The organism is Streptococcus sp. HMSC065E03, from assembly GCF_001815045.1.
Lineage (GTDB): Bacteria > Bacillota > Bacilli > Lactobacillales > Streptococcaceae > Streptococcus > Streptococcus parasanguinis_AD.
The window spans coordinates 56720-80248 of record NZ_KV818853.1; the positions used below are offsets into that span (position 1 = coordinate 56720).

At 41.8% G+C, this 23529-nt stretch carries 22 protein-coding genes; 11 read left to right on the forward strand and 11 right to left on the reverse strand.

All coding sequences use genetic code 11. The features are described 5' to 3' along the window. Window positions 1-110: 110 nt before the first annotated feature. The 11 genes from trmFO (at window position 111) to HMPREF3002_RS06945 (ending at window position 12580) form a co-directional block, all read left to right on the forward strand. Window positions 111-1445 (forward strand): methylenetetrahydrofolate--tRNA-(uracil(54)-C(5))-methyltransferase (FADH(2)-oxidizing) TrmFO, encoded by a 1335-nt coding sequence (gene trmFO / locus HMPREF3002_RS06895; protein ID WP_070665763.1) that lies wholly within the window; start codon window positions 111-113, stop codon window positions 1443-1445. Between the two features lie 93 nt (window positions 1446-1538). Further along, the gene (locus HMPREF3002_RS06900; RefSeq protein ID WP_070665766.1) at window positions 1539-2366 is read left to right on the forward strand and encodes an alpha/beta hydrolase; all 828 of its coding nucleotides are present in this window, start codon (window positions 1539-1541) and stop codon (window positions 2364-2366) included. 39 nt (window positions 2367-2405) lie between these two features. Beyond that, a complete protein-coding gene (locus tag HMPREF3002_RS06905) occupies window positions 2406-3146 on the forward strand; it encodes an esterase family protein (RefSeq protein ID WP_070659233.1) in 741 nt (246 codons plus the stop codon). 21 nt (window positions 3147-3167) lie between these two features. Then, window positions 3168-4334: an ATP-grasp domain-containing protein gene (locus HMPREF3002_RS06910; protein ID WP_070665769.1), complete on the forward strand. Its 1167-nt coding sequence runs from the start codon at window positions 3168-3170 to the stop codon at window positions 4332-4334. Between the two features lie 219 nt (window positions 4335-4553). Then, window positions 4554-5522, forward strand: coding sequence for a thiamine pyrophosphate-dependent dehydrogenase E1 component subunit alpha (locus tag HMPREF3002_RS06915; RefSeq protein WP_070666546.1), 969 nt, complete (start codon window positions 4554-4556; stop codon window positions 5520-5522). Window positions 5523-5538: 16 nt separating this feature from the next. Then, window positions 5539-6531, forward strand: a complete 993-nt coding sequence (locus HMPREF3002_RS06920) for an alpha-ketoacid dehydrogenase subunit beta (protein WP_070665772.1) — start codon at window positions 5539-5541, stop codon at window positions 6529-6531. Between the two features lie 220 nt (window positions 6532-6751). Beyond that, window positions 6752-7795, forward strand: a complete 1044-nt coding sequence (locus HMPREF3002_RS06925) for a dihydrolipoamide acetyltransferase (protein ID WP_070665775.1) — start codon at window positions 6752-6754, stop codon at window positions 7793-7795. Window positions 7796-7836: 41 nt separating this feature from the next. Then, complete coding sequence (gene lpdA, locus HMPREF3002_RS06930; RefSeq protein ID WP_070465924.1) at window positions 7837-9543, forward strand: dihydrolipoyl dehydrogenase; 1707 nt, start codon at window positions 7837-7839, stop codon at window positions 9541-9543. A 229-nt stretch (window positions 9544-9772) separates the two neighbouring features. Continuing rightward, on the forward strand, window positions 9773-10762 hold the full coding sequence (locus tag HMPREF3002_RS06935; protein WP_070665778.1) for a lipoate--protein ligase: 990 nt from the start codon (window positions 9773-9775) through the stop codon (window positions 10760-10762). Between the two features lie 170 nt (window positions 10763-10932). Next, window positions 10933-11823: a C39 family peptidase gene (locus tag HMPREF3002_RS06940; protein WP_070665780.1), complete on the forward strand. Its 891-nt coding sequence runs from the start codon at window positions 10933-10935 to the stop codon at window positions 11821-11823. Window positions 11824-11938: 115 nt separating this feature from the next. Next, the gene (locus HMPREF3002_RS06945; protein ID WP_070665783.1) at window positions 11939-12580 is read left to right on the forward strand and encodes a hypothetical protein; all 642 of its coding nucleotides are present in this window, start codon (window positions 11939-11941) and stop codon (window positions 12578-12580) included. Between the two features lie 85 nt (window positions 12581-12665). Here the strand turns inward: HMPREF3002_RS06945 and xerS are convergent, their stop codons facing one another. The 11 genes from xerS to HMPREF3002_RS07000 all read right to left on the reverse strand — a co-directional run bounded on the left by xerS (window position 12666) and on the right by HMPREF3002_RS07000 (window position 23313). After that, window positions 12666-13736, reverse strand: coding sequence for a tyrosine recombinase XerS (gene xerS / locus HMPREF3002_RS06950; RefSeq protein ID WP_070665786.1), 1071 nt, complete (start codon window positions 13734-13736; stop codon window positions 12666-12668). A 192-nt stretch (window positions 13737-13928) separates the two neighbouring features. Next, a complete protein-coding gene (locus tag HMPREF3002_RS06955) occupies window positions 13929-14912 on the reverse strand; it encodes an acetylxylan esterase (RefSeq protein WP_070665789.1) in 984 nt (327 codons plus the stop codon). A 105-nt stretch (window positions 14913-15017) separates the two neighbouring features. Then, a complete protein-coding gene (locus tag HMPREF3002_RS06960; protein WP_070665792.1) occupies window positions 15018-15785 on the reverse strand; it encodes an alpha/beta hydrolase in 768 nt (255 codons plus the stop codon). A 66-nt stretch (window positions 15786-15851) separates the two neighbouring features. Further along, on the reverse strand, window positions 15852-17423 hold the full coding sequence (gene ffh, locus HMPREF3002_RS06965; RefSeq protein ID WP_024055635.1) for a signal recognition particle protein: 1572 nt from the start codon (window positions 17421-17423) through the stop codon (window positions 15852-15854). A gap of 17 nt (window positions 17424-17440) precedes the next feature. Continuing rightward, the gene (locus tag HMPREF3002_RS11345; RefSeq protein WP_042766187.1) at window positions 17441-17656 is read right to left on the reverse strand and encodes a hypothetical protein; all 216 of its coding nucleotides are present in this window, start codon (window positions 17654-17656) and stop codon (window positions 17441-17443) included. A 2-nt stretch (window positions 17657-17658) separates the two neighbouring features. Further along, window positions 17659-17991, reverse strand: coding sequence for a putative DNA-binding protein (locus tag HMPREF3002_RS06975; protein ID WP_003001435.1), 333 nt, complete (start codon window positions 17989-17991; stop codon window positions 17659-17661). An 80-nt stretch (window positions 17992-18071) separates the two neighbouring features. Beyond that, window positions 18072-19016, reverse strand: coding sequence for a 3-oxoacyl-[acyl-carrier-protein] synthase III C-terminal domain-containing protein (locus tag HMPREF3002_RS06980; protein ID WP_070665794.1), 945 nt, complete (start codon window positions 19014-19016; stop codon window positions 18072-18074). 12 nt (window positions 19017-19028) lie between these two features. Further along, window positions 19029-20294: a F390 synthetase-related protein gene (locus tag HMPREF3002_RS06985; RefSeq protein ID WP_070665796.1), complete on the reverse strand. Its 1266-nt coding sequence runs from the start codon at window positions 20292-20294 to the stop codon at window positions 19029-19031. Further along, entirely contained in the window at window positions 20260-21087 is an 828-nt protein-coding gene (locus tag HMPREF3002_RS06990) for an MBL fold metallo-hydrolase (protein ID WP_070665799.1), read from the reverse strand. The genes HMPREF3002_RS06985 and HMPREF3002_RS06990 overlap by 35 nt, the downstream gene beginning before the upstream one ends. After that, window positions 21062-22039 carry an NAD-dependent epimerase/dehydratase family protein gene (locus HMPREF3002_RS06995; protein WP_070665803.1) on the reverse strand — a complete coding sequence of 326 codons (978 nt, stop codon included), beginning with the start codon at window positions 22037-22039 and terminating at the stop codon, window positions 21062-21064. Before HMPREF3002_RS06995 ends, HMPREF3002_RS06990 begins: the two co-directional genes overlap by 26 nt. Then, the gene (locus tag HMPREF3002_RS07000) at window positions 22036-23313 is read right to left on the reverse strand and encodes a glycosyltransferase (protein ID WP_070665805.1); all 1278 of its coding nucleotides are present in this window, start codon (window positions 23311-23313) and stop codon (window positions 22036-22038) included. Before HMPREF3002_RS07000 ends, HMPREF3002_RS06995 begins: the two co-directional genes overlap by 4 nt. Window positions 23314-23529 lie beyond the last annotated feature (216 nt).

Below are 23529 nucleotides of genomic sequence, written 5' to 3' on the forward strand. Positions count from 1 at the left end.
GTCTTTTTACTTGGCTTTTTGGTATAATGGACCAAGTAGAAAATTAGAAAGATTTGTGGGTGTCTAACAGTCCAGTGGGGTGTTTTGATACCCAAAGAGGTATTAGTGTCATGTCTCAATCTTATATCAATGTGATCGGTGCAGGCCTTGCTGGCTCGGAAGCAGCTTACCAGATTGCCCAACAGGGAATTCCGGTCAAGCTTTATGAAATGCGGGGAGTCAAATCCACTCCGCAACATAAAACAGACAACTTTGCGGAGCTAGTTTGTTCCAACTCTCTTCGTGGGGATTCTCTCACCAATGCTGTCGGGCTCCTCAAAGAAGAAATGCGTCGTCTGGGTTCTGTCATCCTTGAAGCAGCAGAAGCGACTCGTGTACCAGCTGGTGGAGCACTGGCAGTGGACCGAGAAGGTTTTGCTAATCGAGTGACGGAAAAGGTTTCCCAACACCCACTCATTGAAGTCATTCGTGATGAAATTACGGAATTGCCGACAGATGCCATCACAGTGGTCGCAACAGGCCCTCTAACCAGTGATGCCTTGGCAGAAAAGATCCATGCCCTTAATGGTGGCGATGGTTTCTATTTCTATGATGCAGCAGCTCCAATCATCGATGTCAATACTGTCGATATGAACAAGGTCTATCTCAAGTCACGCTATGACAAGGGAGAAGCAGCTTATCTCAACTGCCCGATGACCAAGCAAGAGTTTATGGACTTCCACGAGGCCTTGGTCAATGCGGAAGAAGCCCCGCTCAACTCTTTTGAAAAAGAAAAGTATTTTGAAGGTTGTATGCCCATTGAAGTCATGGCCAAACGAGGCATCAAAACCATGCTCTATGGCCCTATGAAACCAGTTGGGCTCGAGTATCCTGATGATTACAAAGGGCCACGTGATGGGGAGTTTAAGACCCCTTATGCGGTAGTCCAATTGCGCCAAGACAATGCGGCTGCCAGCCTTTACAATATCGTTGGCTTCCAAACTCACCTTAAATGGGGCGAACAAAAACGGGTCTTCCAAATGATTCCAGGTTTGGAAAACGCGGAATTTGTGAGATATGGTGTCATGCACCGCAATTCCTACATGGATTCTCCAAATCTGCTTGAACAAACCTACCGTTCGAAGAAACAATCAAACCTCTTCTTTGCGGGTCAAATGACAGGGGTAGAAGGCTATGTTGAGTCAGCTGCCTCAGGTTTGGTAGCTGGAATCAATGCCGCTCGCCTTTTCAAAGGAGAAGAAGCAGCGATTTTCCCAGAAACAACAGCTATCGGAAGTTTGGCTCACTATATCACCCATGCCGATAGCAAACATTTCCAACCCATGAATGTCAACTTCGGGATTATCAAGGAGCTAGAAGGACCACGCATTCGGGATAAAAAGGAACGGTATGAGAAAATTGCCGAACGTTCTTTACAAGATTTGGCTCAGTTTATGGAAAAATAACCCAATAAAGGAAAAAGTTTGGAGAAAATCCAGACTTTTTCTTCTAAAAATGGTATAATGAATAAAATTTAGAATATAGAGAGTTTTCTGACAATGAACAAATCCTATTTTTATTTAGATATGAAGACACACGAGTTGAAAGTGCCTTATACCGGAAAACTCCGTCGTGTGCGAGTCTTATTACCTAAGAATTATGAAACGGATACAGATAGACGTTACCCTGTGGTTTATTTCCACGATGGGCAAAACGTTTTGTACAGCAAGGAAGCTTATGCGGGTCATTCCTGGAAAGTCATTCCAGCCATTAAGCGGAATCCAGATATTAGTCGCATGATTGTTGTTGCGATCGATAATGATGGTTTCCAACGCATGAATGAATACTCTGCCTGGAAGTACAAGGAATCCAATATTCCTGGCATGCAATTTGGTGGCAAGGGAGTTGAGTACGGCGAATTTGTCATGGAGGTGGTGAAACCTTTTATCGACCAAGAATACCGGACTCTTGCTGATCGAGAACATACGTCCATGATTGGATCTTCCTTGGGTGGGAATATTACCCAATTCTTGGGCTTAGAGTACCAAGATCAAATTGGTTGTTTAGGTGTCTTTTCATCTGCTAACTGGCTACACCAAGATGCCTTTAATCATTATATCGAACGCAAAAAATTATATGCAGATCAACGGATCTACATCTATGTGGGGACTGAAGAGGCGGATGATACGGATAAAACTTTGATGGCAGGAAACATCAAGCAAGCCTATATCGATTCATCCCTTCGTTACTATCACGATGTCATTCAACAAGGGGTGGCTTTGGAAAATATTGCCATTCGGATTCAATCTGGGGCTATTCACCACGAAGAAGCATGGGCCGAACATTTACCAGAATGCCTTCGTTTTTTGGCAGAAAAATGGGATTAATAGACTGTAAATTAAAGAAATAAAGGAAAGAGGAAACTTATGAATATTGAACATTTAAGCCACTGGAGTGGCCAACTCAACCGTGAAATGTATTTGAACCGTTATGGACACGCAGGAATTCCTGTTGTGGTCTTTGCTTCATCAGGTGGAAGCCATAACGAATACTATGACTTTGGTATGATTGATGCTTGTGCTCAGTTTATCGAAGAAGGACGGGTTCAATTCTTCACCCTTTCTAGTGTGGACAGCGATAGCTGGCTTTGTAATTGGAAGAATCCTCACGATCGTGCCGAAATGCACCGTGCTTATGAACGCTATGTGATTGAAGAAGCCATTCCTTTTATCAAACACAAAACAGGCTGGTTTGATCCGATGATGACAACTGGTTGTTCTATGGGAGCTTACCACGCGCTTAATTTCTTCTTGCAACATCCAGATGTCTTTAACAAAGTGATTGCCTTGAGTGGTGTCTATGACGCTCGTTTCTTTGTTGGTGATTTTGGAGGCGATGAAGCCATTTATCAAAACTCGCCATCTGATTATATTTGGAACCAAAATGATGGCTGGTTTATCGATCGTTACCGTCAGGCCGAAATCGTTGTTTGTACTGGTTTAGGAGCTTGGGAACAAGATGGACTTCCATCTTTCTACAAACTGAAAGAAGCCTTTGATCACAAAAATATTCCTGCATGGTTCGCTGAATGGGGACATGATGTCGCCCACGATTGGGAATGGTGGCGCAAACAAATGCCATATTTCCTAGGCCAAATGCATCTATAAGTAAAAAGGGAGGAGACCTCAATGAATTATATCGTTATTTCACCATATTACCCACAAAACTTCCAACAATTTACCATCGAACTAGCTAATAAAGGGATTACTGTCTTGGGAATTGGTCAAGAGCCATATGAACAGTTAGACGAACCTTTGCGCAACAGTTTAACAGAGTATTTCCGAGTTGAAAATTTGGAAAATCTGGACGAAGTGAAGCGTGCAGTAGCCTTTCTCTTTTACAAGCATGGACCAATCGATCGCATTGAGTCTCATAATGAATACTGGTTGGAATTGGATGCGGCGCTTCGGGAGCAATTCAATGTCTTCGGAGCTAAGCCGAAAGATTTGAAGAAAACCAAGTTCAAATCAGAAATGAAGAAACTCTTCAAGAAGGCTGGAGTCCCAGTCGTACCTGGTGCAGTAGTTAAAACAGAAAAAGACATTGATAAGGCTGTGAAGAAGATTGGGTTACCATTGATTGCTAAGCCTGACAATGGGGTAGGAGCAGCAGCAACCTTCAAGATCGAAACGCCAGAAGATGTGGACCATTTCAAGGCAGAATGGGATGGCAATACTGAGTATTTCTTTGAGAAATTCGTCACTTCTAGTGAGATTTGTACCTTTGATGGTCTAGTGGATCGTGACGGCAACATTGTTTTTTCAACTACATTTGACTATGCTTATACGCCACTCGATTTGATGCTCTACAAGATGGACAACTCTTATTATGTTCTTAAAGAGATGGATCCAAAATTGCGTCAATACGGGGAAGCGATTGTCAAAGCCTTTGGTATGAAGGAACGTTTCTTCCACATTGAGTTCTTCCGCGATGGGGATGACTATATTGCGATCGAGTACAATAATCGCCCTGCAGGTGGCTTTACCATCGACGTCTACAACTACGCTCACTCGATTGATTTGTACCGTGGCTATGCTGCCATCGTAGCAGGGGAACCCTTCCCGGCTTCTGAGTTTGAACCCCTTTATTGCTTGGCAACTTCTCGTCGTGCCAATGCAGCCTATGCTCTGTCAGAAGAAGAAGTTTTGGCTAAATACCATGATCAATTCCGTGTCAAGAAAGATATGCCTGCAGCCTTTGCTGAGCTTCAAGGTGATTACCTTTACATGTTAACAACGCCTAGTCGTGAAGTATTAGAACAAATGATTCATGACTTTGGTCAACGCCAATCATAAGATAACGACCGGTAGGATAGGATCCTATCGGTTTTTTATATTTTAATGCAATCTCATGAAAGAAAAGTTTGTGAAATAGTTTATTTTAAGTTGAAAATGCTTATAAAACCTTCCTCCAAGGTATATAGTTTGTGAAATCATTTGAGCATTATTTTTGACAGTGCTTTCATTTTTGGCTAGAATAAAAGAGAATGAATAAATGCTAAGAAAGGCGAAATGATGGCAACATTAGATAAAAGTCTCTTATTGGAAATGTTCCGTAAAATGGAAGAAATCCGTCGCATGGACTTAAAAATTGCACAGTTAGTAAAAAAAGGGAAAGTGCCAGGAATGACGCACTTTTCTGTTGGGGAAGAAGCGGCTAACGTTGGAGCGATGTTGGCTTTAAACGACGATGATTTGCTGACATCTAACCACCGTGGTCACGGACAAGCCATTGCTAAAGGAATCGATTTGAATGGCATGATGGCTGAAATCCTGGGGAAATATACGGGTACTTGTAAAGGGAAAGGTGGCTCTATGCATATCGCTGACTTGGATGCCGGAAACCTTGGTGCCAACGGGATTGTTGGTGGCGGTATGGGAATTGCAGTAGGTGCTGCCCTTACACAACAAATGAAAAAGACTGGTAAGATTGTCGTCTGCTTCTTTGGGGACGGCGCAACCAACGAAGGTGTCTTCCACGAAGCAGTCAATATGGCTTCCATCTGGAATCTGCCAGTAATTTTCTACTGTATCAATAACGGTTACGGAATCTCTGCCGATATCAAGAAAATGACCAATATCCAGCATATCCATGAGCGTTGTGCTGCTTATGGCATTCCTGGTATGTTTATTCCTGATGGGAACAACGTTATTGATGTCTATGAAGGGTTTAAGAAGGCAGTCGACCATGTTCGCTCTGGTAAAGGACCTGTCTTGATTGAAAGTGTCACCTATCGTTGGCTTGGTCACTCTTCATCTGACCCTGGTAAATACCGGACTCGTGAAGAAGTAGAAGAGTGGAAGAAGAAAGATCCAATCGAAAACCTTCGCAAGTATCTCCTTGAAAATGAGATTGCGAGCGCAGAAGAATTGGATCAGATCCAAGAAGAAGTAAAAGAAGCAGTGGAAGCTTCAGTGAAATTTGCGGAAGAAAGCCCATTCCCTCCACTTGAATCAGCTTTCGAAGATATTTACGCAGACTAAGGGGGAGTAGAGAATTATGGAAACTAAATTAATGTCTTTCCGCGATACCATTATCCTTGCTATGTCTGAGGAAATGCGTCGCGACGAAAATGTATTGTTGATGGGGGAAGATGTCGGAGTTTTCGGTGGAGACTTCGGAACTTCAGTAGGAATGCTTGAGGAATTCGGTCCAGAACGTGTCCGTGACTGTCCGATTTCTGAGGCTGCGATTTCAGGTGCAGCAGCAGGTGCAGCCATGACTGGACTTCGCCCAATCGTTGATATGACCTTCATGGATTTCTCTGTGATTGCCATGGATGCTATTGTCAACCAAGCTGCTAAGACTCGTTATATGTTTGGTGGGAAAGGGCAAGTGCCGATGACCATTCGCTGTGCTGCTGGGAATGGAGTTGGATCTGCAGCCCAACACTCCCAATCGTTGGAATCATGGTTTACTCATATTCCTGGTTTGAAAGTTGTTGCTCCTGGTACGCCAGCGGATATGAAGGGACTTCTCAAGTCATCTATCCGTGATAACAACCCCGTTATCATTCTTGAGTACAAATCAGAATTCAACCAAAAAGGGGAAGTGCCAGTTGATCCAGATTACACGATTCCACTTGGTGTCGGAGAAATCAAACGCGAAGGAACTGACGTTACTGTTGTAACCTACGGGAAAATGCTTCGTCGTGTGATGCAAGCAGCTGAAGAATTGGCAGAAGAAGGCATCTCAGTAGAAGTAGTAGACCCACGGACCTTGCTCCCACTCGATAAAGAGATCATCATTAATTCTGTCAAGAAAACAGGAAAAGTAGTTCTTGTCAATGATGCCCACAAGACAAGTGGCTATATTGGTGAAATTTCAGCTATTATCTCTGAATCAGAAGCATTTGATTACTTGGATGCACCAATCCGCCGTTGTGCGGGGGAAGATGTGCCAATGCCTTACGCACAAAACCTTGAGAATGCAATGATTCCAACAGTTGAAAGCATCAAAGATGCCATTCGTAAAACATATAACAAAGAATAATACATAACATAAATTATGTAATGTCATTTAAATTAGACGAGGAAACTTTGTATCTTTTTAGGTACAAAGTTCTCTGTGTCCTTGATATCTTAGATTAGAGCACGGGCTAAAAGCTCGGAAAAAAGATAAATCTCCTTGACTTCATCGAAGTCTGCGTTGATTTCCTATTTTTCGGTCGCTTTTAAACGCCCTTTGCATCATAAATAGAATAGGAGAGGTCATGGCTGATGATAAGCTAAGAGCGACTCCTGCGGCTAGAAAATTAGCGGATGATCTTGGGATCAACCTCTATGATGTTTCTGGTTCAGGCGCAAACGGTCGTGTCCACAAAGAAGACGTGGAAACATATAAAGACACAAATGTGGTTCGCATTTCACCACTTGCAAAACGAATTGCTTTAGAACACAATATTGCTTGGCAAGAGATTCAAGGAACTGGTCATCGTGGTAAGATCATGAAGAAGGACGTCCTTGCTTTCCTTCCTGAAAATATTGAGAATGAGACCATTAAGTCACCTGCTGAAATCGAGAAGGTGGAGGAAGCTCCAGATAATGTGACACCTTATGGTGAGATCGAGCGGATTCCGATGACACCAATGCGGAAGGTGATCGCTCAACGGATGGTGGAATCTTACTTGACAGCACCAACCTTTACTTTGAACTATGACGTTGATATGTCTCAAATGTTGGCCCTTCGTAAGAAAGTATTGGATCCAATCATGGAAGCCACAGGCAAGAAAGTCACTGTAACAGATTTGCTTTCTTTAGCAGTGGTTAAGACCTTGATGAAACACCCATACATCAATGCGTCATTGACGGAAGATGGCAAAACTATCATCACTCACAACTATGTCAACTTGGCGATGGCAGTTGGGATGGACAATGGTCTCATGACTCCAGTTGTCTACAATGCAGAAAAAATGACCTTGTCAGAGTTGGTGGTAGCCTTCAAGGACGTTATCGGACGTACTTTGGATGGTAAGCTTGCGCCAAGTGAATTGCAAAACTCAACTTTTACCATCAGTAACTTAGGAATGTTTGGCGTTCAATCATTTGGACCGATTATCAACCAACCAAACTCTGCCATCCTTGGAGTTAGTGCAACGGTTGAAAAACCAGTGGTTGTGAATGGTGAAATCGTTATTCGTCCAATCATGAGCTTGGGCTTGACCATTGACCACCGCGTTGTCGATGGAATGGCTGGTGCCAAATTCATGAAAGACTTGAAAGCCTTGATTGAAGACCCGATTTCAATGTTGGTCTAATCAACGAGAGAGAATAGAGACAAGAAAAAGAGGGAAATAAAATGGCCTTAGAAGTAATTATGCCAAAAGCCGGCGTAGATATGACCGAAGGACAAATCGTTCAGTGGAATAAAAAAGTCGGCGAATTTGTAAAAGAAGGAGAAGTGCTCCTTGAAATCATGACAGACAAAGTCAGCATGGAATTGGAAGCAGAAGAAGACGGTTACTTGATCGCTATCTTGAAAGGGGACGGAGAAACTGTTCCTGTAACAGAAGTAATCGGTTACCTTGGTGAAGAAGGGGAAAATATCCCTACAGCTGGAGCAGCAGCACCAGAAGCGAGCCCAGCACCAGCTGCAGCAAGTGCTTCAAACGATGACAATAAGAGTGATGATGCTTATGATATCGTAGTGATCGGTGGGGGCCCTGCTGGTTACGTATCTGCCATTAAGGCAGCTCAATTAGGTGGTAAGGTTGCTCTTGTTGAGAAATCTGAACTTGGTGGAACGTGCTTGAACCGCGGATGTATCCCAACTAAGACTTACCTCCACAATGCTGAAATTATTGAAAATATTGGTCATGCAGCAAACCGTGGTATTATCATTGAAAATCCAAGTTTCTCAGTAGATATGGATAAGGTTCTTGAAACCAAGAACAAGGTCGTAAATACCCTCGTCGGTGGTGTTGCAGGACTTCTTCGCAGCTACGGAGTGGATGTTCACAAGGGTATCGGTACCATTACGAAAGATAAGAATGTCTTGGTTAATGGTTCTGAATTGCTTGAAACGAAGAAAATCATCCTTGCCGGTGGTTCAAAAGTTAGCAAGATTAACGTTCCAGGTATGGAATCATCCCTTGTCATGACCAGTGACGATATTCTTGAAATGAATGAAGTTCCAGAAAGCCTTGTGATCATCGGTGGTGGGGTTGTCGGGATCGAACTTGGTCAAGCCTTCATGACTTTTGGTTCTAAGGTTACGGTCATCGAAATGATGGATCGCATCGTGCCAGCCATGGATGCGGAAGTATCTAAGAACCTTCGTTTGATTCTTGAACGCAAGGGGATGACCATCTTGACCGATACAAAACTGCAAGAAATCATTGAAGAAGACGGAAAACTCCGTATCAAGGTTGAAGGCAAAGATGATATCATTGCTAACAAAGCTCTTCTATCAATCGGACGTGTTCCAGACCTTGAAGGTATCGGTGAAGTCGAGTTTGAATTGGATCGTGGACGGATCAAGGTCAATGAATACATGGAAACATCTGTTCCAGGCATCTATGCGCCAGGCGATATCAACGGTACCAAGATGTTGGCTCACGCTGCCTTCCGTATGGGTGAAGTAGCGGCTGAAAATGCTCTTAAGGGAAATCATGCTGTTGCAAAATTGAACTTGACTCCTGCAGCGATCTACACCCTTCCAGAAGTTGCAGCTGTTGGTTTGACAGAAGAACAAGCTCGTGAGAAATATGATGTTCAAATCGGTAAGTTTAACTTTGCGGCGAACGGTCGTGCCATTGCATCAGATGCAGCTCAAGGTTTTGTTAAGGTTATTGCAGACAAGAAATACGGTGAAGTTCTTGGGGTTCACATCATTGGTCCAGCAGCAGCTGAATTAATCAACGAAGCTTCAACCATCATTGAGATGGAAATCACTGTAGAAGAAATGCTCAAGACTATCCATGGGCACCCAACCTTCTCAGAAGTGATGTACGAAGCTTTTGCGGATGTACTTGGCTTGGCTGTTCATTCACCTAAGAAGAAATAATATTATTCTTTCTACTAAATTTTCTAAACGTACTACGGACGGCAGCGACCTCTCTTAGAGTTCCATGCCTAAAAATTGAGCCACTTGTCTCAATTTTTCCGAGAAATGTAACGAGTTATCGTTACATTTCTTTTTACTACTTCAAAAAATTAAGTGAAATTCAACTATTTCTGTCTAATGCTCATCCTGCTAAGAGTAGGATTTATAAAACGAATTTTTTGGAATTACTATGAAATACATTATTAATTATTCAAATGATACTGCTTTTAATATTGCTTTAGAAGAGTATGCTTTTAAGCATCTATTGGATGAGGATCAAATCTTCCTTCTCTGGATTAACAAACCATCGATCATTGTAGGTCGTCACCAAAATACCATTGAAGAGATCAATCGTGACTATGTACGCGAAAATGGAATTGAAGTAGTCCGTCGAATCAGTGGTGGTGGAGCTGTTTACCATGATTTGAACAACCTTAACTATACAATCATCTCTAAAGAAGATGAAAACAAGGCCTTTGACTTCAAGAGCTTCTCTACTCCAGTTATCAATACTTTAGCTGAACTTGGTGTTAAAGCTGAATTTACAGGCCGTAACGACTTAGAGATCGACGGTAAGAAATTCTGTGGGAATGCCCAAGCCTATATCAATGGCCGGATCATGCACCATGGTTGTCTTCTCTTTGACGTGGATTTGTCAGTCCTAGCTAACGCACTTAAAGTGTCTAAAGATAAGTTTGAATCAAAAGGGGTTAAATCAGTCCGTGCTCGTGTGACCAATATCATCGATGAGTTGCCAGAAAAAATCACGGTTGAAGAGTTCCGTGACCTACTTTTGGACTACATGAAGAAAGAATACCCTGAGATGACAGAATATGTCTTCTCGGATGAAGAATTGGCTGAAATCAATCGTATCAAGGAAACCAAGTTCGGTACCTGGGATTGGAACTATGGGAAGTCTCCTGAATTCAATGTCCGTCGTGGCACAAAATTCACAAGCGGTAAGGTGGAAATCTTCGCTAATGTCATTGAATCAAAAATTCAAGATATCAAGATTTACGGTGACTTCTTTGGTATCGAAGATGTTGCAGCAGTAGAAGATGTTCTTCGTGGCGTTAAATACGAACGTGAAGACGTCCTCAAAGCCCTTCAAACCATTAATCTAGGTCGTTACTTTGCAGGTATCACTGCAGAAGAAATTGCTGAGGCAGTGGTGGAATAAAGTCAAAAGAGATTCGCAGTAGCGAATCTCTTTTTTGAAACTAGTTTCACATAGAAATTATTGTTTTACGAAGGATTTTGTAGTATAGTAAAGGTGGAAAAGTGTATTTGCTAATCCCTGTATCCTAATTTTATTTAGTCTCGTGATCGTTTTCTTAAAGGAGAAAAATCATGAAAAAAGTTCATTTATTCCTTGTACTTCTGACTTTGCTTGGTTTATCTGGCTGCACAGAGACACCAAAAGAAAGTAAAACAAGTCCTTCCAGCTCTCGTAAGGTCACATCTGCTTCATCAACAAGAGTCAGTGTAGAAACAAAGGAGCGTACGGAACCCAATCCACCAATGCCAGCAGAGGTAGCAGAGCGATTAAAAATTAAGGAAGGCAATACGGAAGCCGGTGGTCAGGAAACATTGCCATCTTCAAGCGAGGAACAAGCTTCATTGAAAGAGAATACGAAACCTTCTCAATCGGTCACACAAGAAACATCGTCCAAAGAGAATCAAGGAATCCGAAAACTATTGCCTATTTCTTTAAAACTTCAAGAAGAATGGTATTTCTGTGCTCCTGCGACAGTCCAAATGATCCTGGCTAGTCGAGGGGTTAGCGTCTCTCAACATCAATTGGCTAAGGAAATGGGGACTTTTGAACCCTATGGGACTCATAATCGAGATGCCATTCGCGTCTTGAATCAGAATCTATTTGGCTATCCAGAACCAAGTGGAAATCAGGCTGGTTATCGACTAGCTACTGTCACAGATGGTAGTCCTGATTCGGAAGATATCCGCCTCTTTAAAGAACGCGTTCGCAAAGATATTGATGATGGGTACCCTCTCTATTACACCTTTAATGTTGCTCAAATCTATCCTGGAAAAAGTGGGGAACATAATGTGATTGGAGTTGGCTATGAATTGACAGTAGATGGCAAGGACATCGCAGCAATCTATTATTTAGACCCCGATACACATGTACAGGATCCTAGCTATGGAGGTTTGAAGAAGCTGACACCAGAGGAGTTGTTAGCAGCAATGGCTACGTGTGGTGAGAAAAATTATGCCTGGTGAGAAAATATAGTCGTAAAACGTAAGTTAGTTCATGACACGGTCTCTTTTCTTGATATTCGAAAACTATGAGTGTACAATATAGAGGAAATCTGAACACAAAAGGGGATTATATTCGATGATGAGAGTTCCAGTGGAAAATCTTGGTCTATTTGAACAGTTAGATCGTATAGTCGTGGCTTTTTTTAGAAAGCAACAATCTTCAAGTCCTTATGATTTGAATGTCAGTATTACACAAGAACACCTTGACCAGAAAAAGCAAGAGCTCGAACCATTAGGCTATCAAGCTGTCAAACTACCATTAGGAATGGCTTTAGATAATATCATCCAGCAACCTCATTATGAAAACTTAATCATTGGTGGACTTGCTCCCGACGAAATTATAGTCAGCAAAGAAGAATTAATGCCTTTGAAAGATATTGTGGATAGCTTTTGTATTATGTACGCTGCAGCGAATAACAGATTGGAAAATAGTAAAGCTTATGAATTAATGAAAGATAAGACGGTTTATTTTATTGGTAAACTATTTACAGATTTTCCGAAGGCCGGTGATGAAATTGCTTATTTAGGAATTGATCGAATAGCGAGTGACGGAACACAATATGAAGCAGTTAAATGCTTTTTAACGGAAGAAAGTGCAGAAAAGTATAATGGTGAAAAAAGACCAGTCACCCCAGCAAATCTGGCCTATCTAAAATCATTTTGGGGAAAGCCAGTTATTATTGAGCCACACCGAAATTATTGGATCGAATTTTTATAGAAAGTATAAAAGAGCGTAAGATTCCATAAAAAATCTTACGCTCTTTTTCTAACACCAAAATATTACATAATTTATATTATGTATCTTATAAACTATCCAAGGCATTTTTTTGCTCATCATTAACGATATGCGTGTACAAGTCTGTAACTTGGGTGCTAGCATGTCCCAGCTGGTGGCTGACCAAAACCTGTGATTTGGTTGCATCATAGAGACGCGTTGCTAACGTATGGCGTAATTTATGGGGCGTCACGCGGACTTTGAAGTCTTCTGAATACTTGGCCACCATTTTTTCAACGCTAGAAGCATCAATTCGGTTTGGAACACCTCGATACAGGGTCAGAAAGAGGGCTGTATCAGTCTTTTCTGTCTTATAACGTTTGTCTCGAATAGCAAGATATTGCTCTAGATAAGGCTTAGCAAAGGCAGCAACATTAACCGAGTCACGTTTTCCACCTTTTCGTGTGACATCAATGACCATCATCTTAAGATTGAGATCACGAAGGTCTAGGTTAACTGCTTCAGAGAGACGGACACCAGATGCAAGAAGGAGCGCGATAATGGCTAAATCTCGCTCTTTATTCTTATTAAAAGAGGATAAGGCGCGATTTGAGAGTGTTTGAGGGTACTCCTGGTCGATATAGTTTAGAAAACCTTCTGTTTCATCTCCTAAAAAGAGCTTTTGCTTGATATTTTCAGCTCGGGCCGCCAAGGTTTCTTTCTTTTTCTTAGTAGCAACCTTCTTCATTACATTGCGGTAGAAATAAGGTTCACCTTGCTCATTTTCAACTTCCTCGGTCAAATACTTATAAAGACTAGACAGTGCAGAAAGGGTACGGTTAATCGTTGTTTGGGAAACCCCGTTTTTTGTCGTATTGGCATTGAGCAGAGGACGTTCACGTAAGTAAAGAATAAAGGATTCCATGTCTTTCTTGGTCATGTGCTCCAAAACGTCTAAAGGGATCTCGGCCATGGTGTCAGCATTCGAAATACCAGATTCCAAGACCCAGGTAAAAAATCGATCGTATTCCTTTAAGTATTCGTACAAGGTCGTAAAACTGTATGGAACAGCCAGTTTCGATTGGTAATATTCCAAAACGTACCAAGGCATGACTTTTTTGAGTTTATCAATCCGTTCTAATAAGATCTCGCGTTTCATGTTTTTCTCCAAATCTTTCTATACTAGTAGTATAGCATAGCCGGATATATTTTTCAAGAAAATTATAGTTTTTCGGAAAGATGTCATAGGGTATCTATAGGACTGTTTTGTATCCCTTTCTATACTAGATCCCTTTTAAACACAATAAAATCAGCAAACCTCATGGATTTACTGATTGTTTTCTTCTCTAACTTATTTTTCTACATATCGAAATGGAATCTTGCTACCACAGAGCCAATTAAAGACTCGATCATTGACTTGAACATTCATAGCTTCATGCGCATATTCTGGCATAATTAAATGCTCTTTTGGACATTCTAAGCGATTATAAATGGCAAACTGCGTTTCAGGATAACAAACATCATCATCTAGTCCTGTAATCATGTGAACTTGTCCTTTGATCCGATGAGCAAAATTTTTCACATCAATATAGGCTAAAGTCTGCATCAAACGATCTTCCGTTTCATGAAAAGGATCATGGAACTTGAAATAACGGAAAAGCTCGTCATAGGCCTCGCTAGTATTTCCAATCTCTAATACCCGTCTGAAATCTGATAAGAATGGATAAATGGCTACTGTTCGTTGAATTCTTTGATTCAATCCGGCGGCTACCAGGGCCAGGGCACCACCTTGAGAGGCTCCGTAGCTGGCAAGTTTGCTGTTATCAACTTGAGGAAAGCTAGCTACAATTTCTATTAACTGGTAAAGATCTAAGTAGACATCCTTATAAAATAGCTCATCTGGACCTTCCACAGCTCCGCGGATAATCTGTCCTTTTACCGTATTTCCAAGTGGTGAGCGATCTCCGTCTGTTGAATAGCCTGATTGACCTCTTACGTCCATAGACACAACTCCATAGCCAGCTAGTGTATAAGGCAGCATGTCTGTCCAATCCCAACAACGGCCCATATAGCCATGAAAATGGAAAATAACGGGAACTTTTTGATCCGTTTTGGGGAGAACAACCCGCGCATAAACAAGCCCATCTCGTGTTCCTTTAAAGGTTAATTCATAACATTGAACATTTGGAATGCTGAAATCTCGTTCTTCGAGCTTGTATTCAGGCAGTTCAGTCATCTTTGCTAGGGCTTGATCCCAAAAGCTATCAAAATCATCAGGAACATCATCCCGTCCCTTGTAAACTTTCATTGTCTCTAGTAATTTAGGATCCTTCATAAAATCCTCCTTAGGTATGTGTAATCGCTACCAAAAATGTACCATATTTACTTAAGGATTGCAAGAGACAAATAAAAATTACATAACCGAAATTATGTAATTTAATTATAGATTCAAAAATAGACTTAATTGTTTCACTAGATCTGGATTAGTGGGTAAAGCTGAATGATGAGCCTTACGACCGTTTAAATTCACTTCTGTATAGGCCTGATTGTCAAAAATAGATTGTGCTGCTTGTGCGCTAGAAAGAGGGACGATGCCATCTGATTTTCCAGCAAAGCTACCGACAAAATTAAGGACTTGTACTTCTTTTCCCAGGCGATGCTTCCATTTTTGAAAATCGTCAAACATTTCTTGATTGAATTGGTAAGGACTGCCAATAATAGCCAACTTGCTGACGGTTACCTTCTTTTTCTCTAAAAAGCCACTTTCCAATAAACCAGTCAAAACCAGTCCACCATTAGAATGCCCTACTGCCTTGAACTCTGAAAAATGATAGTGATCAAGAAGGTAGGTTAGAGCTATCTTAAGGGATTCAACTTGCTGCTTGATATTGCTGTAGCCATCTCGATTGTTCTCAAAGCCAATCACAATCATCGGATTCGGCTCTTTCGTATTCAGTCTTCCTTCCATCTCTATAGACTCATCTTTGTTGACTTTTATTTTTAAAAGACTTTGCTTTTTTCTAGAAAATCGATGGAGCATGCGGATGGTTCCATTGAATCGCTGGATACTGGCTGAACTCCCAGGTACAAAGATAATCGGTCTGATCGGAGGTTTCTTCGACCCTTTTGGGAATTCAAAGGGCTTGCTGTGCGAAGAAAACAATCTTGCAAAGAAACGAATGACTTGTTGAAATAGTTTTTTTAACATGTTTCCTCTAGTAGTAGTTTCTAAAAGAACCCAGAACAGTGTGTTCCAGGCCCATATTAGAAACGATTATTTCCGTTTTTTCTTATTCTTGCGCATTTGTTTGGCCATCTTGTTCATCGCCCGTTTCATCATAAATTCGCCGGCTTTTCCTTTGAGACCACCACCAAACATTTGGCTCATATCAGGCATTCCAGCGCCTCCACCAAGAGCTGACAAGTCAGGCATGCCACCTTGTCCCATCATACCTTCGAGGGCAGACATATCAGGCATTCCACCAGGCATATTCTTCGGCATGTTATTTGGATTAAGCCCCATTTGTTTCATCATCTTGTTCATATCGCCAGAGAGGACGCCTTGCATCATCTGTTTGGCTTGGTTAAAGTCCTTGATGAATTTATTGACTTCGACAAAGCTATTTCCTGAACCAGCAGCAATCCGACGACGACGGCTTGGATTTAACAAATCTGGATTTTCTCGTTCAGCTGGGGTCATGGATGATACGATCGCACGTTTGCGAGCAATTTCTCGTTCGTCGACCTTGAGGTTCTTCATGGCTGGATTGTTGGCCATACCTGGAAGCATCTTGAGCAGGTCTTCCATTGGTCCCATATTTTGAACTTGGTCTAATTGATCAATGAAATCGTTGAAATCGAAGGTATTTTCCCGCATCTTCTCAGCGAGTTCAAGGGAGCGTTTCTCATCGTATTCTTGAGAAGCCTTCTCGATCAGCGTCAGCATATCCCCCATACCGAGGATCCGGCCAGACATACGGTCTGGGTGGAAGGTTTCGATATCAGTGATTTTTTCACCAGTACCAGTGAACTTGATTGGTTTCCCAGTAATCTGACGGACAGAAAGGGCTGCACCACCACGGGTATCCCCATCGATCTTGGTCAAAATGACCCCGGTCACTTCGAGTTGTTCGTTAAACTCACGCGCCACATTGGCTGCTTCTTGACCAATCATGGCATCGACAACCAAGAGGATTTCATTTGGCTCGGCAAGGGCTTTAACATCCCGCAACTCGCCCATAAGTTTTTCATCGATTTGCAGACGACCAGCCGTATCGATCAAGACATAATCATTGTGATTGGCTCTCGCCTGCTCCAAACCTTGACGAACGATCTCAACTGCAGGGACTTCTGTACCAAGTGAGAAGACAGGAACATTGATCTGTTGACCAAGGGTCTTCAACTGGTCGATGGCTGCTGGACGATAGATATCGGCCGCAATCATCAAAGGACGTGCGTTTTCTTCCTTGACCAATTTGTTAGCCAATTTACCCGCAAAAGTTGTTTTACCAGCCCCTTGAAGACCGACCATCATGATAATGGTTGGAATCTTTGGAGATTTGATAATTTCTGCTGTTTCTGAACCCAAAATCGCTGTCAATTCTTCATCGACAATCTTCACGATTTGTTGGGCAGGGTTCAAGGTTTCGATGACTTCATGACCTACAGCCCGTTCGCGGACCCGTTTGATGAAGTCTTTTACAACAGGGAGAGCAACGTCGGCCTCTAAGAGGGCTAGACGAATCTCTTTGGTTGCCTCTTGGACATCCGCTTCAGAGATTTTCCCTTTCTTACGAAGATTTTTAAAGACGTTTTGTAAACGTTCGGTTAAACTTTCAAATGCCATTATTTTCTCCTATTTTTTCAATTCAGTGGAAATCGTCCGAAATGTTGCAAACATTCTAGTTCTTCGGGTGTGACTTCTTTCATGATTTCATTTGGATATCCCCAACAGCTAAAACCTATTTGCATAGCTTTGGAGATATCATTGGGCGAGATAATCTGTAGTCGAGTAGGAAATACTTCCTCTGCGACTAATAGTTTGCAAGGTATCCCTTGATAAATGACGAGACTGTCCATAATCACTCCCGATTGTCAATGCTTGATAAAATTTCAACCTGCTCTTGTAGAAAAGTATCTTCCGGATAGCGTTCTAAAATCTGATCAAAAATCTGGCTGCGTACAATGTAATCGGAATACATATGGAGTTTCATTTCGTAATCTTCCAAAATCTTTTCTGTACGTTTAATATTGTCATAGACCGCTTGACGGCTCACTCCAAACTCTTCTGCAATCTCAGCCAAGCTGTAGTCATCAGCGTAGTAGAGCTCGATGTAGTTCATCTGCTTGTCCGTCAAGAGCGCTGCATAAAACTCAAAGAGCGCATTCATTCGGTTGGTTTTCTCAATTTCCATACCTTTCATTATATCAAAAAAGCCCGCTAAAGACTAGCGGGACTTGATGCTTTTTGAGCTTGAAATAAGAGGATACATCATTAGAGTTTCAGTGCCAACATATTGACCGTCATCCCAGCTGCAGTTCCCATCAAGAAGATAGTATCTCCTTCCTTCACATAGCCATGATCCAGTGCATAGGCTAGGCCGAAAGGCACGGCCACCGAAACCATATTTCCATAATCACTGACAATATTGAGGTATTTGTCTTTGCCAACTCCCAATTTGTCCATGACGAGTGGTAAGGCACGACTTGCTTGGTGAGGGATAATGTAGTCTACAGCATCTTTAGAAATGCCTGATTTCTCTTGGAATTCTTGGAACATTTCTGGAATAACACGGGCAGAAAGCAAAAGAATCTTCTTCCCTTTCATATCAAACATGAAATCAGTCTTGGTTGCTTCAGAGTACAATTTCGGATGATAAGCTGTCAAACCACCACGAATTTCAGTATCATGGGCTCCCTCAGACCAGGTACGTTGCATACTGGCAATGATTCCTTTATCTTCCTTTGTTGCTTCAAAAATAAAGGCTGCAGCTCCATCGCTAAACAGTTCAAAGCTTTCTTTTTGTTTGGGATTCAGCCCTAGGCTTCCTACTTCACTTGATACAATCAGAACCCGTTGGTATTCACCACCTTCAATCAGATAAGAAACAGTGCTTAAAGCAGATACAAAACTGGTACAGGTGGTATTGATATCCATAGCAGGAATCGTTAGTCCCTTGGCCACGCGCTCATGGATCAGAGCAGCTGTACAAGGAATGGGCTGAACGCCAACAGCACTAGCCGAAACCAGGCAGTCGATGTCTGCCATCTCAAGTCCCGCATGGTTTAAAGCCGCTTCAATCGCACGCGCTGCAAGATCAATCTGTGTTTCTTCTCCTTCTTTCACGCGGTAACGAGTCTGGTCTTTGAAAGTTACGGTATGAGCTGGAAGCGCTGTTCCATAGCCTTTAATTTGCAAATGTCTTTTTACAGTAGTCATAGGATTCTCCTTTTATTGAAGTCGTTGAACACGTTTTAATTTACGTGTTGGGTCCCATTGGTAATCGATAAATTGAATACTTGGGAGAATGAATTGTTTTTGCTGAGCTAAGAGTTCAAATTGAGTAAAGATCGCTTGCTCCATAGACTCTGTCCGGTGACTCAAGGCAATGGTAATGGATCCATCTGCCAACTGAGTTACTTGATAGTCCTGAATATTTTCAACGAATAAAATGCACCGGCGAATAAAATCTGGATAGATGGTTTGGCTGTTTCCATCAACTTTTTTGAAATAGAAGATATCGTCCGATCGTCCTTCGATTTTCGAGATTTGAGTAAAAACGGATCCACAAGGACAGGGAGACTTTTCTTCTACTAAAATATCATTGAGTCGGTAGCGATAGATGGGTTGACTCGTTCGTTTAAAATCAGTAATAATCGGATAAAAGCGGCTATCATCCAGATACTCTTTTTCGACATACAAAATATCTTCGTTGAGGTGAAGATTACCTTCTGAACAAGTACAAGCTAAAAAACCTTCTGTCGCTTGGTAGACTTGATCAACTTTTTCTAGTTGAAAGGCTTTAGCGATTGTCTGAGAATCTCTATCCTCTAGGATCTCTGCGACAGAGACAACCTTGACGGGTTGGATCGCAAGTTGCTGATTAGTGACATAGTTAGCTAACTCAATCAAGGTGGAAGCTGGCGCCACTACAATGGTTGGTTGATAGTTTTTGAGACGCTCTAAATGCTCCTTACTATCCTTGAAGATATCAAAATACTCTAATCGAATAAGGGACGAATTAATGGTTTGATAGAGTTCGTTATCAGCACGTAAGAAAAAAGCAATGCGATGACCAAACAGGTTTCCTTTTGGCAACATCTTAGCTAAGATTGCTGCAGCCCACATACTTCTTTCTTTTTCTGTGGTGACAAAGACCCCTCGGTGACCGGAGGTTCCAGAGGACAAGCCTACTGCTACTTCTCCATTCATTTCGGTAAAATCTCGTGTTTGTTCTCCACGTATGGCCATCTCTAATGCCTGATCTCGATCCACGCCCAGGGTATTAAGTTCATTGAAATGCGTCATCATGAAATTCTTATCCATAGTCCCAAAGGATTCAGGAGAATGGGTTTGAAAATAGGGAGAGTGAGAAGTGATAAAAGCATGGTAACGAGATAATTGCTTTTTTTGGTACTTTTCTAAGGTTTCCTTTGAACGGAATCGATGGCACCATCTCGTTTCAATAAAGGTTTTCAGAAAGACTGTTTTTTTCATTTAAAATCCTTTCAATCCGTTCTTGCGGGTCGTGGCTGACCACAACTTGAATGCCCTCTTGTAATAGTTTCTCTAGCAAATCTGCCCCCTGGAGATAGGCCTTCTTATTGTCCTGTACAAAGGAAGGAATGAGACGCATTTTTCGTGTGTAAGGCAAGAGATCCACTCCCCAGCATAGATCTGCACCTATATAGAGTTTCAGCTCATCCATATACAGACACCCCTGCCCTCTTGCATGCCCATCGATAGATGATACGAGAATACTCCCATCACCAAATAGGTCCGCAGTCGGGCGGTAAGGGAAAGCAGGATGCGTTTGATCTGCTTTGAGACAAGTCACACGATCTTTGAAATCAGCTGGAAGAAACTCTTTAAAAATCAGATCTTTGAATTTCGGCTTCAGGTACACTTCATAGACTTCCTGAGTTACAAAGAAATGAGCATTTGGAAAAAGTGCTGCTCCGCCGAGATGATCAGGGTGCAAATGCGAAAGAAACACATAGGAAATGGCTGCTGGATCAATTCCACGCTCTTGCAATAAGTAGTCAATCTGGTCTTCCTTTTTCATCTGCATAGGCGTTGCTAGGCGGTACCAGAAATACCGTGCTTTTTTCTTGATCTCATAATGATAGCCAGTATCGTACAAAATATAGCCTTTTTCACGATGATGAATCAAAAAGACACCTGCTGGAAATTGCATTTTTTCATTCGGAATCCCTTTGAATAAGAGTCCAGAATGACTGCTACAAAAACCTGCTGGAAAATAATCAATGTGCTCGATCATGTTGGACATAGTTGTCAATCCCTTCTTCAATGGTCATTTTTGGATAATAGCCAAGTTCGGTTTGGGCCTTTTGAATATCAAGAGTTTGGCTATAGCGAAGGAGATAATAGGTGTAGCGAGTCAAGGGGGGTTCAGCTTTTATATGAAATAATCGATACACCCCTTCAAGGCTGTACGCCACACCTGCTACTAGAGCTGCTGGAATGTTCCGATAGTGGATAGGTTCTCCTAATCCTTTTAGTGTTGTTTCGATCAAATACTTAAAGGTCTTTGGTTCTCCATTTGTAATATTATAAACCTGTCCGTGTGCTTCTTTTGCTTCCAAAGCCAAACGAATGGCTAGGGCGACATTTTCCACACAGGTCATATCCATGAGCTGCTCTCCTCCTCGAATCAACGGAATCCCAATTTTTCGACTAAGGCGTAAAACCCGAGGCAAGATACTGGTATCTCCTACACCAAATAATCCTCTCGGACGCAAGATAATACTTGGCACATCTGGATAGTCAGGAAATAGTTTTTCAGAAGCCAATTTGCTTCGGATGTAATTGTTGAGGTGGTTTTCTGTTGGAGCATCGCTTTCCTTGATGTTTAATTGGTCTTTTCCAGCTGCATAAATACTAGGAGAAGAGACATAAACTAGGCGTTTTACCGCATATTCACGGCACAAGTCAAGGACATTTTGAGTACCGATGACATTTGCCTGATAGAAAGCCTTCCAAGGTCCCCAAGCAGTGGACAAGGCTCCTGCATGAACAACAGCATCAATTTCCTGAAAAGCTTGTCTTAGTTCCTCGATAGAGCCCAAATCTCCTTTAACAAATTGGACGCGCTCATTTTCCAGAGCCTTCCCAACTTTTTCGTTTCGGCCAAAGGCTACAATGGAATAGTCGTGATCCAATAACTCCTTAATCACATATTTTCCAAGGAAGCCAGTCGCGCCTGTTACAAGAATTTTCATAGTTTTCCATCCGTTCCACGTCTTAATAATCGTTGAATTTCAAATTCTAAGGTATCCAACGGTTTATAGGTTTTTGATAGTTTGTTTAGTCTCGCTAACTCTTCCCAAGATTCTTTTTCTAACAGGGCGTTAAAACCTGCTTGAATTTCTTCAGTGCGATTTCGATGAGCTTGAAAAGCAATCCCTGCTTCTACTCCTCGAATGGCATAGTCAAATTGGTCATAATCATGCGGCAAGATCAAGGCTGGTTTCTTAAATTCGATGCACTGATAAAAGATTCCAGCCCCTCCATGGTGAATCACATAGTCCATTTGCGGTATGTATTCTTTGTAAGGGAGATAAGTTACGAGAGTCACATTTGAAGCCACTTCTTCTTCAGAAAATTCTTTTGCTCCGTCTCCTAGTGTGACAAAAAAGTGGCATTCTGGATGCTCTTTGGCTAACTGCTTGGTTTGATGGAGCAAATTTTCTTTTGCCCACGGTAACTGAGTCCCACAAGTCACGAGAACCTTCTTTTTGTCTTCATAAGGGCTGAGATCCAAAGGATAATCTTCTGCTTTTTCAATAGAAGTCCCCAAAGGGCCAAGCCAGGCATATTGATGAGGGAAGTGTGTTTTTAACTCTAGCTCCATCATACCAATTCCAAAGATGGCATAAGGAGAGTAGATGGTCTCCACTCCATTTTGATTGTACAACTTGAAATTGTAACGTTTTAAGCGTTTGCGTAAGAGGAAAGCGCCACAGTATTTTCCAATTCGCGTGAGTTTACGGCATAGTGCTTGGATCTTCTCTTCCTTCTTCGTGCGCGCGACTCCCATCCCTCCGAAGAAGCAAGGAGGACCATAAGGAGTTTCGATTGCAAATTGGGTCGCCATGGTGGTAATCCAAGGAATTTCTAACTCTTCTGCCACAAAACCAGCTGATAGAGTGATAAAGTCAGCAATGACAATATCTGGACGATTGACACGCCACTCCTCTAGCAATTGATCCGATACATGATTAATCAAATCAAGACTCCTAGACAATTGCCGATAAGCTGAAAATAGATTGTGTTTCTTATCGTTATTAGCCGCACGTTCAAACTCTTCTACTTTGTCCTCTAGAATCGGAACGACTGTGAAGCCGAGACTTTCTGCGACGGCTTTTTTCTGAGGTCCTGTGAAAACTCGGATCTCCATCGAAGGATCATCTAACAAGGGTTTAACGAGATTTAAAGTTGGGTACAGATGCCCACTCAAGGGAACAGCTACCACATCAATTTTTATTTTTTTCATTTTTTCCTGCCTTATATCTCTTATTTAAGCTTTAAAACCTGCTTCTATCTATTAATTCGTAAAAAAAAATCAAAAATTGAAGAAAAAATAAAATTTTTTTAAAATTTTTTAAATCTTTTATTTTTGACCGTACTATCACTATTTAGAAAGAATGACTTCAACCTAAAAAAAGCTCCCAAATGCCAAAGAGAGTGAGCCTCTCACACATCTGAAGAG

What these genes read in the sequence shown, in the direction of transcription:
- HMPREF3002_RS06940 (WP_070665780.1), top strand. Translation starts at nt 10,933, where the DNA reads ATGAAAAAAGTTCATTTATTCCTTGTACTTCTGACTTTGCTTGGTTTA.
- HMPREF3002_RS06935 (WP_070665778.1), top strand. Translation starts at nt 9,773, where the DNA reads ATGAAATACATTATTAATTATTCAAATGATACTGCTTTTAATATTGCT.
- HMPREF3002_RS06985 (WP_070665796.1), bottom strand. Translation starts at nt 20,294, where the DNA reads ATGAAAAAAACAGTCTTTCTGAAAACCTTTATTGAAACGAGATGGTGC.
- HMPREF3002_RS06975 (WP_003001435.1), bottom strand. Translation starts at nt 17,991, where the DNA reads ATGGAAATTGAGAAAACCAACCGAATGAATGCGCTCTTTGAGTTTTAT.
- ffh (WP_024055635.1), bottom strand. Translation starts at nt 17,423, where the DNA reads ATGGCATTTGAAAGTTTAACCGAACGTTTACAAAACGTCTTTAAAAAT.
- HMPREF3002_RS06900 (WP_070665766.1), top strand. Translation starts at nt 1,539, where the DNA reads ATGAACAAATCCTATTTTTATTTAGATATGAAGACACACGAGTTGAAA.
- xerS (WP_070665786.1), bottom strand. Translation starts at nt 13,736, where the DNA reads ATGAAACGCGAGATCTTATTAGAACGGATTGATAAACTCAAAAAAGTC.
- trmFO (WP_070665763.1), top strand. Translation starts at nt 111, where the DNA reads ATGTCTCAATCTTATATCAATGTGATCGGTGCAGGCCTTGCTGGCTCG.
- HMPREF3002_RS06915 (WP_070666546.1), top strand. Translation starts at nt 4,554, where the DNA reads ATGGCAACATTAGATAAAAGTCTCTTATTGGAAATGTTCCGTAAAATG.
- HMPREF3002_RS06960 (WP_070665792.1), bottom strand. Translation starts at nt 15,785, where the DNA reads ATGTTAAAAAAACTATTTCAACAAGTCATTCGTTTCTTTGCAAGATTG.
- lpdA (WP_070465924.1), top strand. Translation starts at nt 7,837, where the DNA reads ATGGCCTTAGAAGTAATTATGCCAAAAGCCGGCGTAGATATGACCGAA.
- HMPREF3002_RS06910 (WP_070665769.1), top strand. Translation starts at nt 3,168, where the DNA reads ATGAATTATATCGTTATTTCACCATATTACCCACAAAACTTCCAACAA.
- HMPREF3002_RS06945 (WP_070665783.1), top strand. Translation starts at nt 11,939, where the DNA reads ATGATGAGAGTTCCAGTGGAAAATCTTGGTCTATTTGAACAGTTAGAT.
- HMPREF3002_RS06995 (WP_070665803.1), bottom strand. Translation starts at nt 22,039, where the DNA reads ATGAAAATTCTTGTAACAGGCGCGACTGGCTTCCTTGGAAAATATGTG.
- HMPREF3002_RS06980 (WP_070665794.1), bottom strand. Translation starts at nt 19,016, where the DNA reads ATGACTACTGTAAAAAGACATTTGCAAATTAAAGGCTATGGAACAGCG.
- HMPREF3002_RS11345 (WP_042766187.1), bottom strand. Translation starts at nt 17,656, where the DNA reads ATGGACAGTCTCGTCATTTATCAAGGGATACCTTGCAAACTATTAGTC.
- HMPREF3002_RS06955 (WP_070665789.1), bottom strand. Translation starts at nt 14,912, where the DNA reads ATGAAGGATCCTAAATTACTAGAGACAATGAAAGTTTACAAGGGACGG.
- HMPREF3002_RS06920 (WP_070665772.1), top strand. Translation starts at nt 5,539, where the DNA reads ATGGAAACTAAATTAATGTCTTTCCGCGATACCATTATCCTTGCTATG.
- HMPREF3002_RS06925 (WP_070665775.1), top strand. Translation starts at nt 6,752, where the DNA reads ATGGCTGATGATAAGCTAAGAGCGACTCCTGCGGCTAGAAAATTAGCG.
- HMPREF3002_RS07000 (WP_070665805.1), bottom strand. Translation starts at nt 23,313, where the DNA reads ATGAAAAAAATAAAAATTGATGTGGTAGCTGTTCCCTTGAGTGGGCAT.
- HMPREF3002_RS06990 (WP_070665799.1), bottom strand. Translation starts at nt 21,087, where the DNA reads ATGTCCAACATGATCGAGCACATTGATTATTTTCCAGCAGGTTTTTGT.
- HMPREF3002_RS06905 (WP_070659233.1), top strand. Translation starts at nt 2,406, where the DNA reads ATGAATATTGAACATTTAAGCCACTGGAGTGGCCAACTCAACCGTGAA.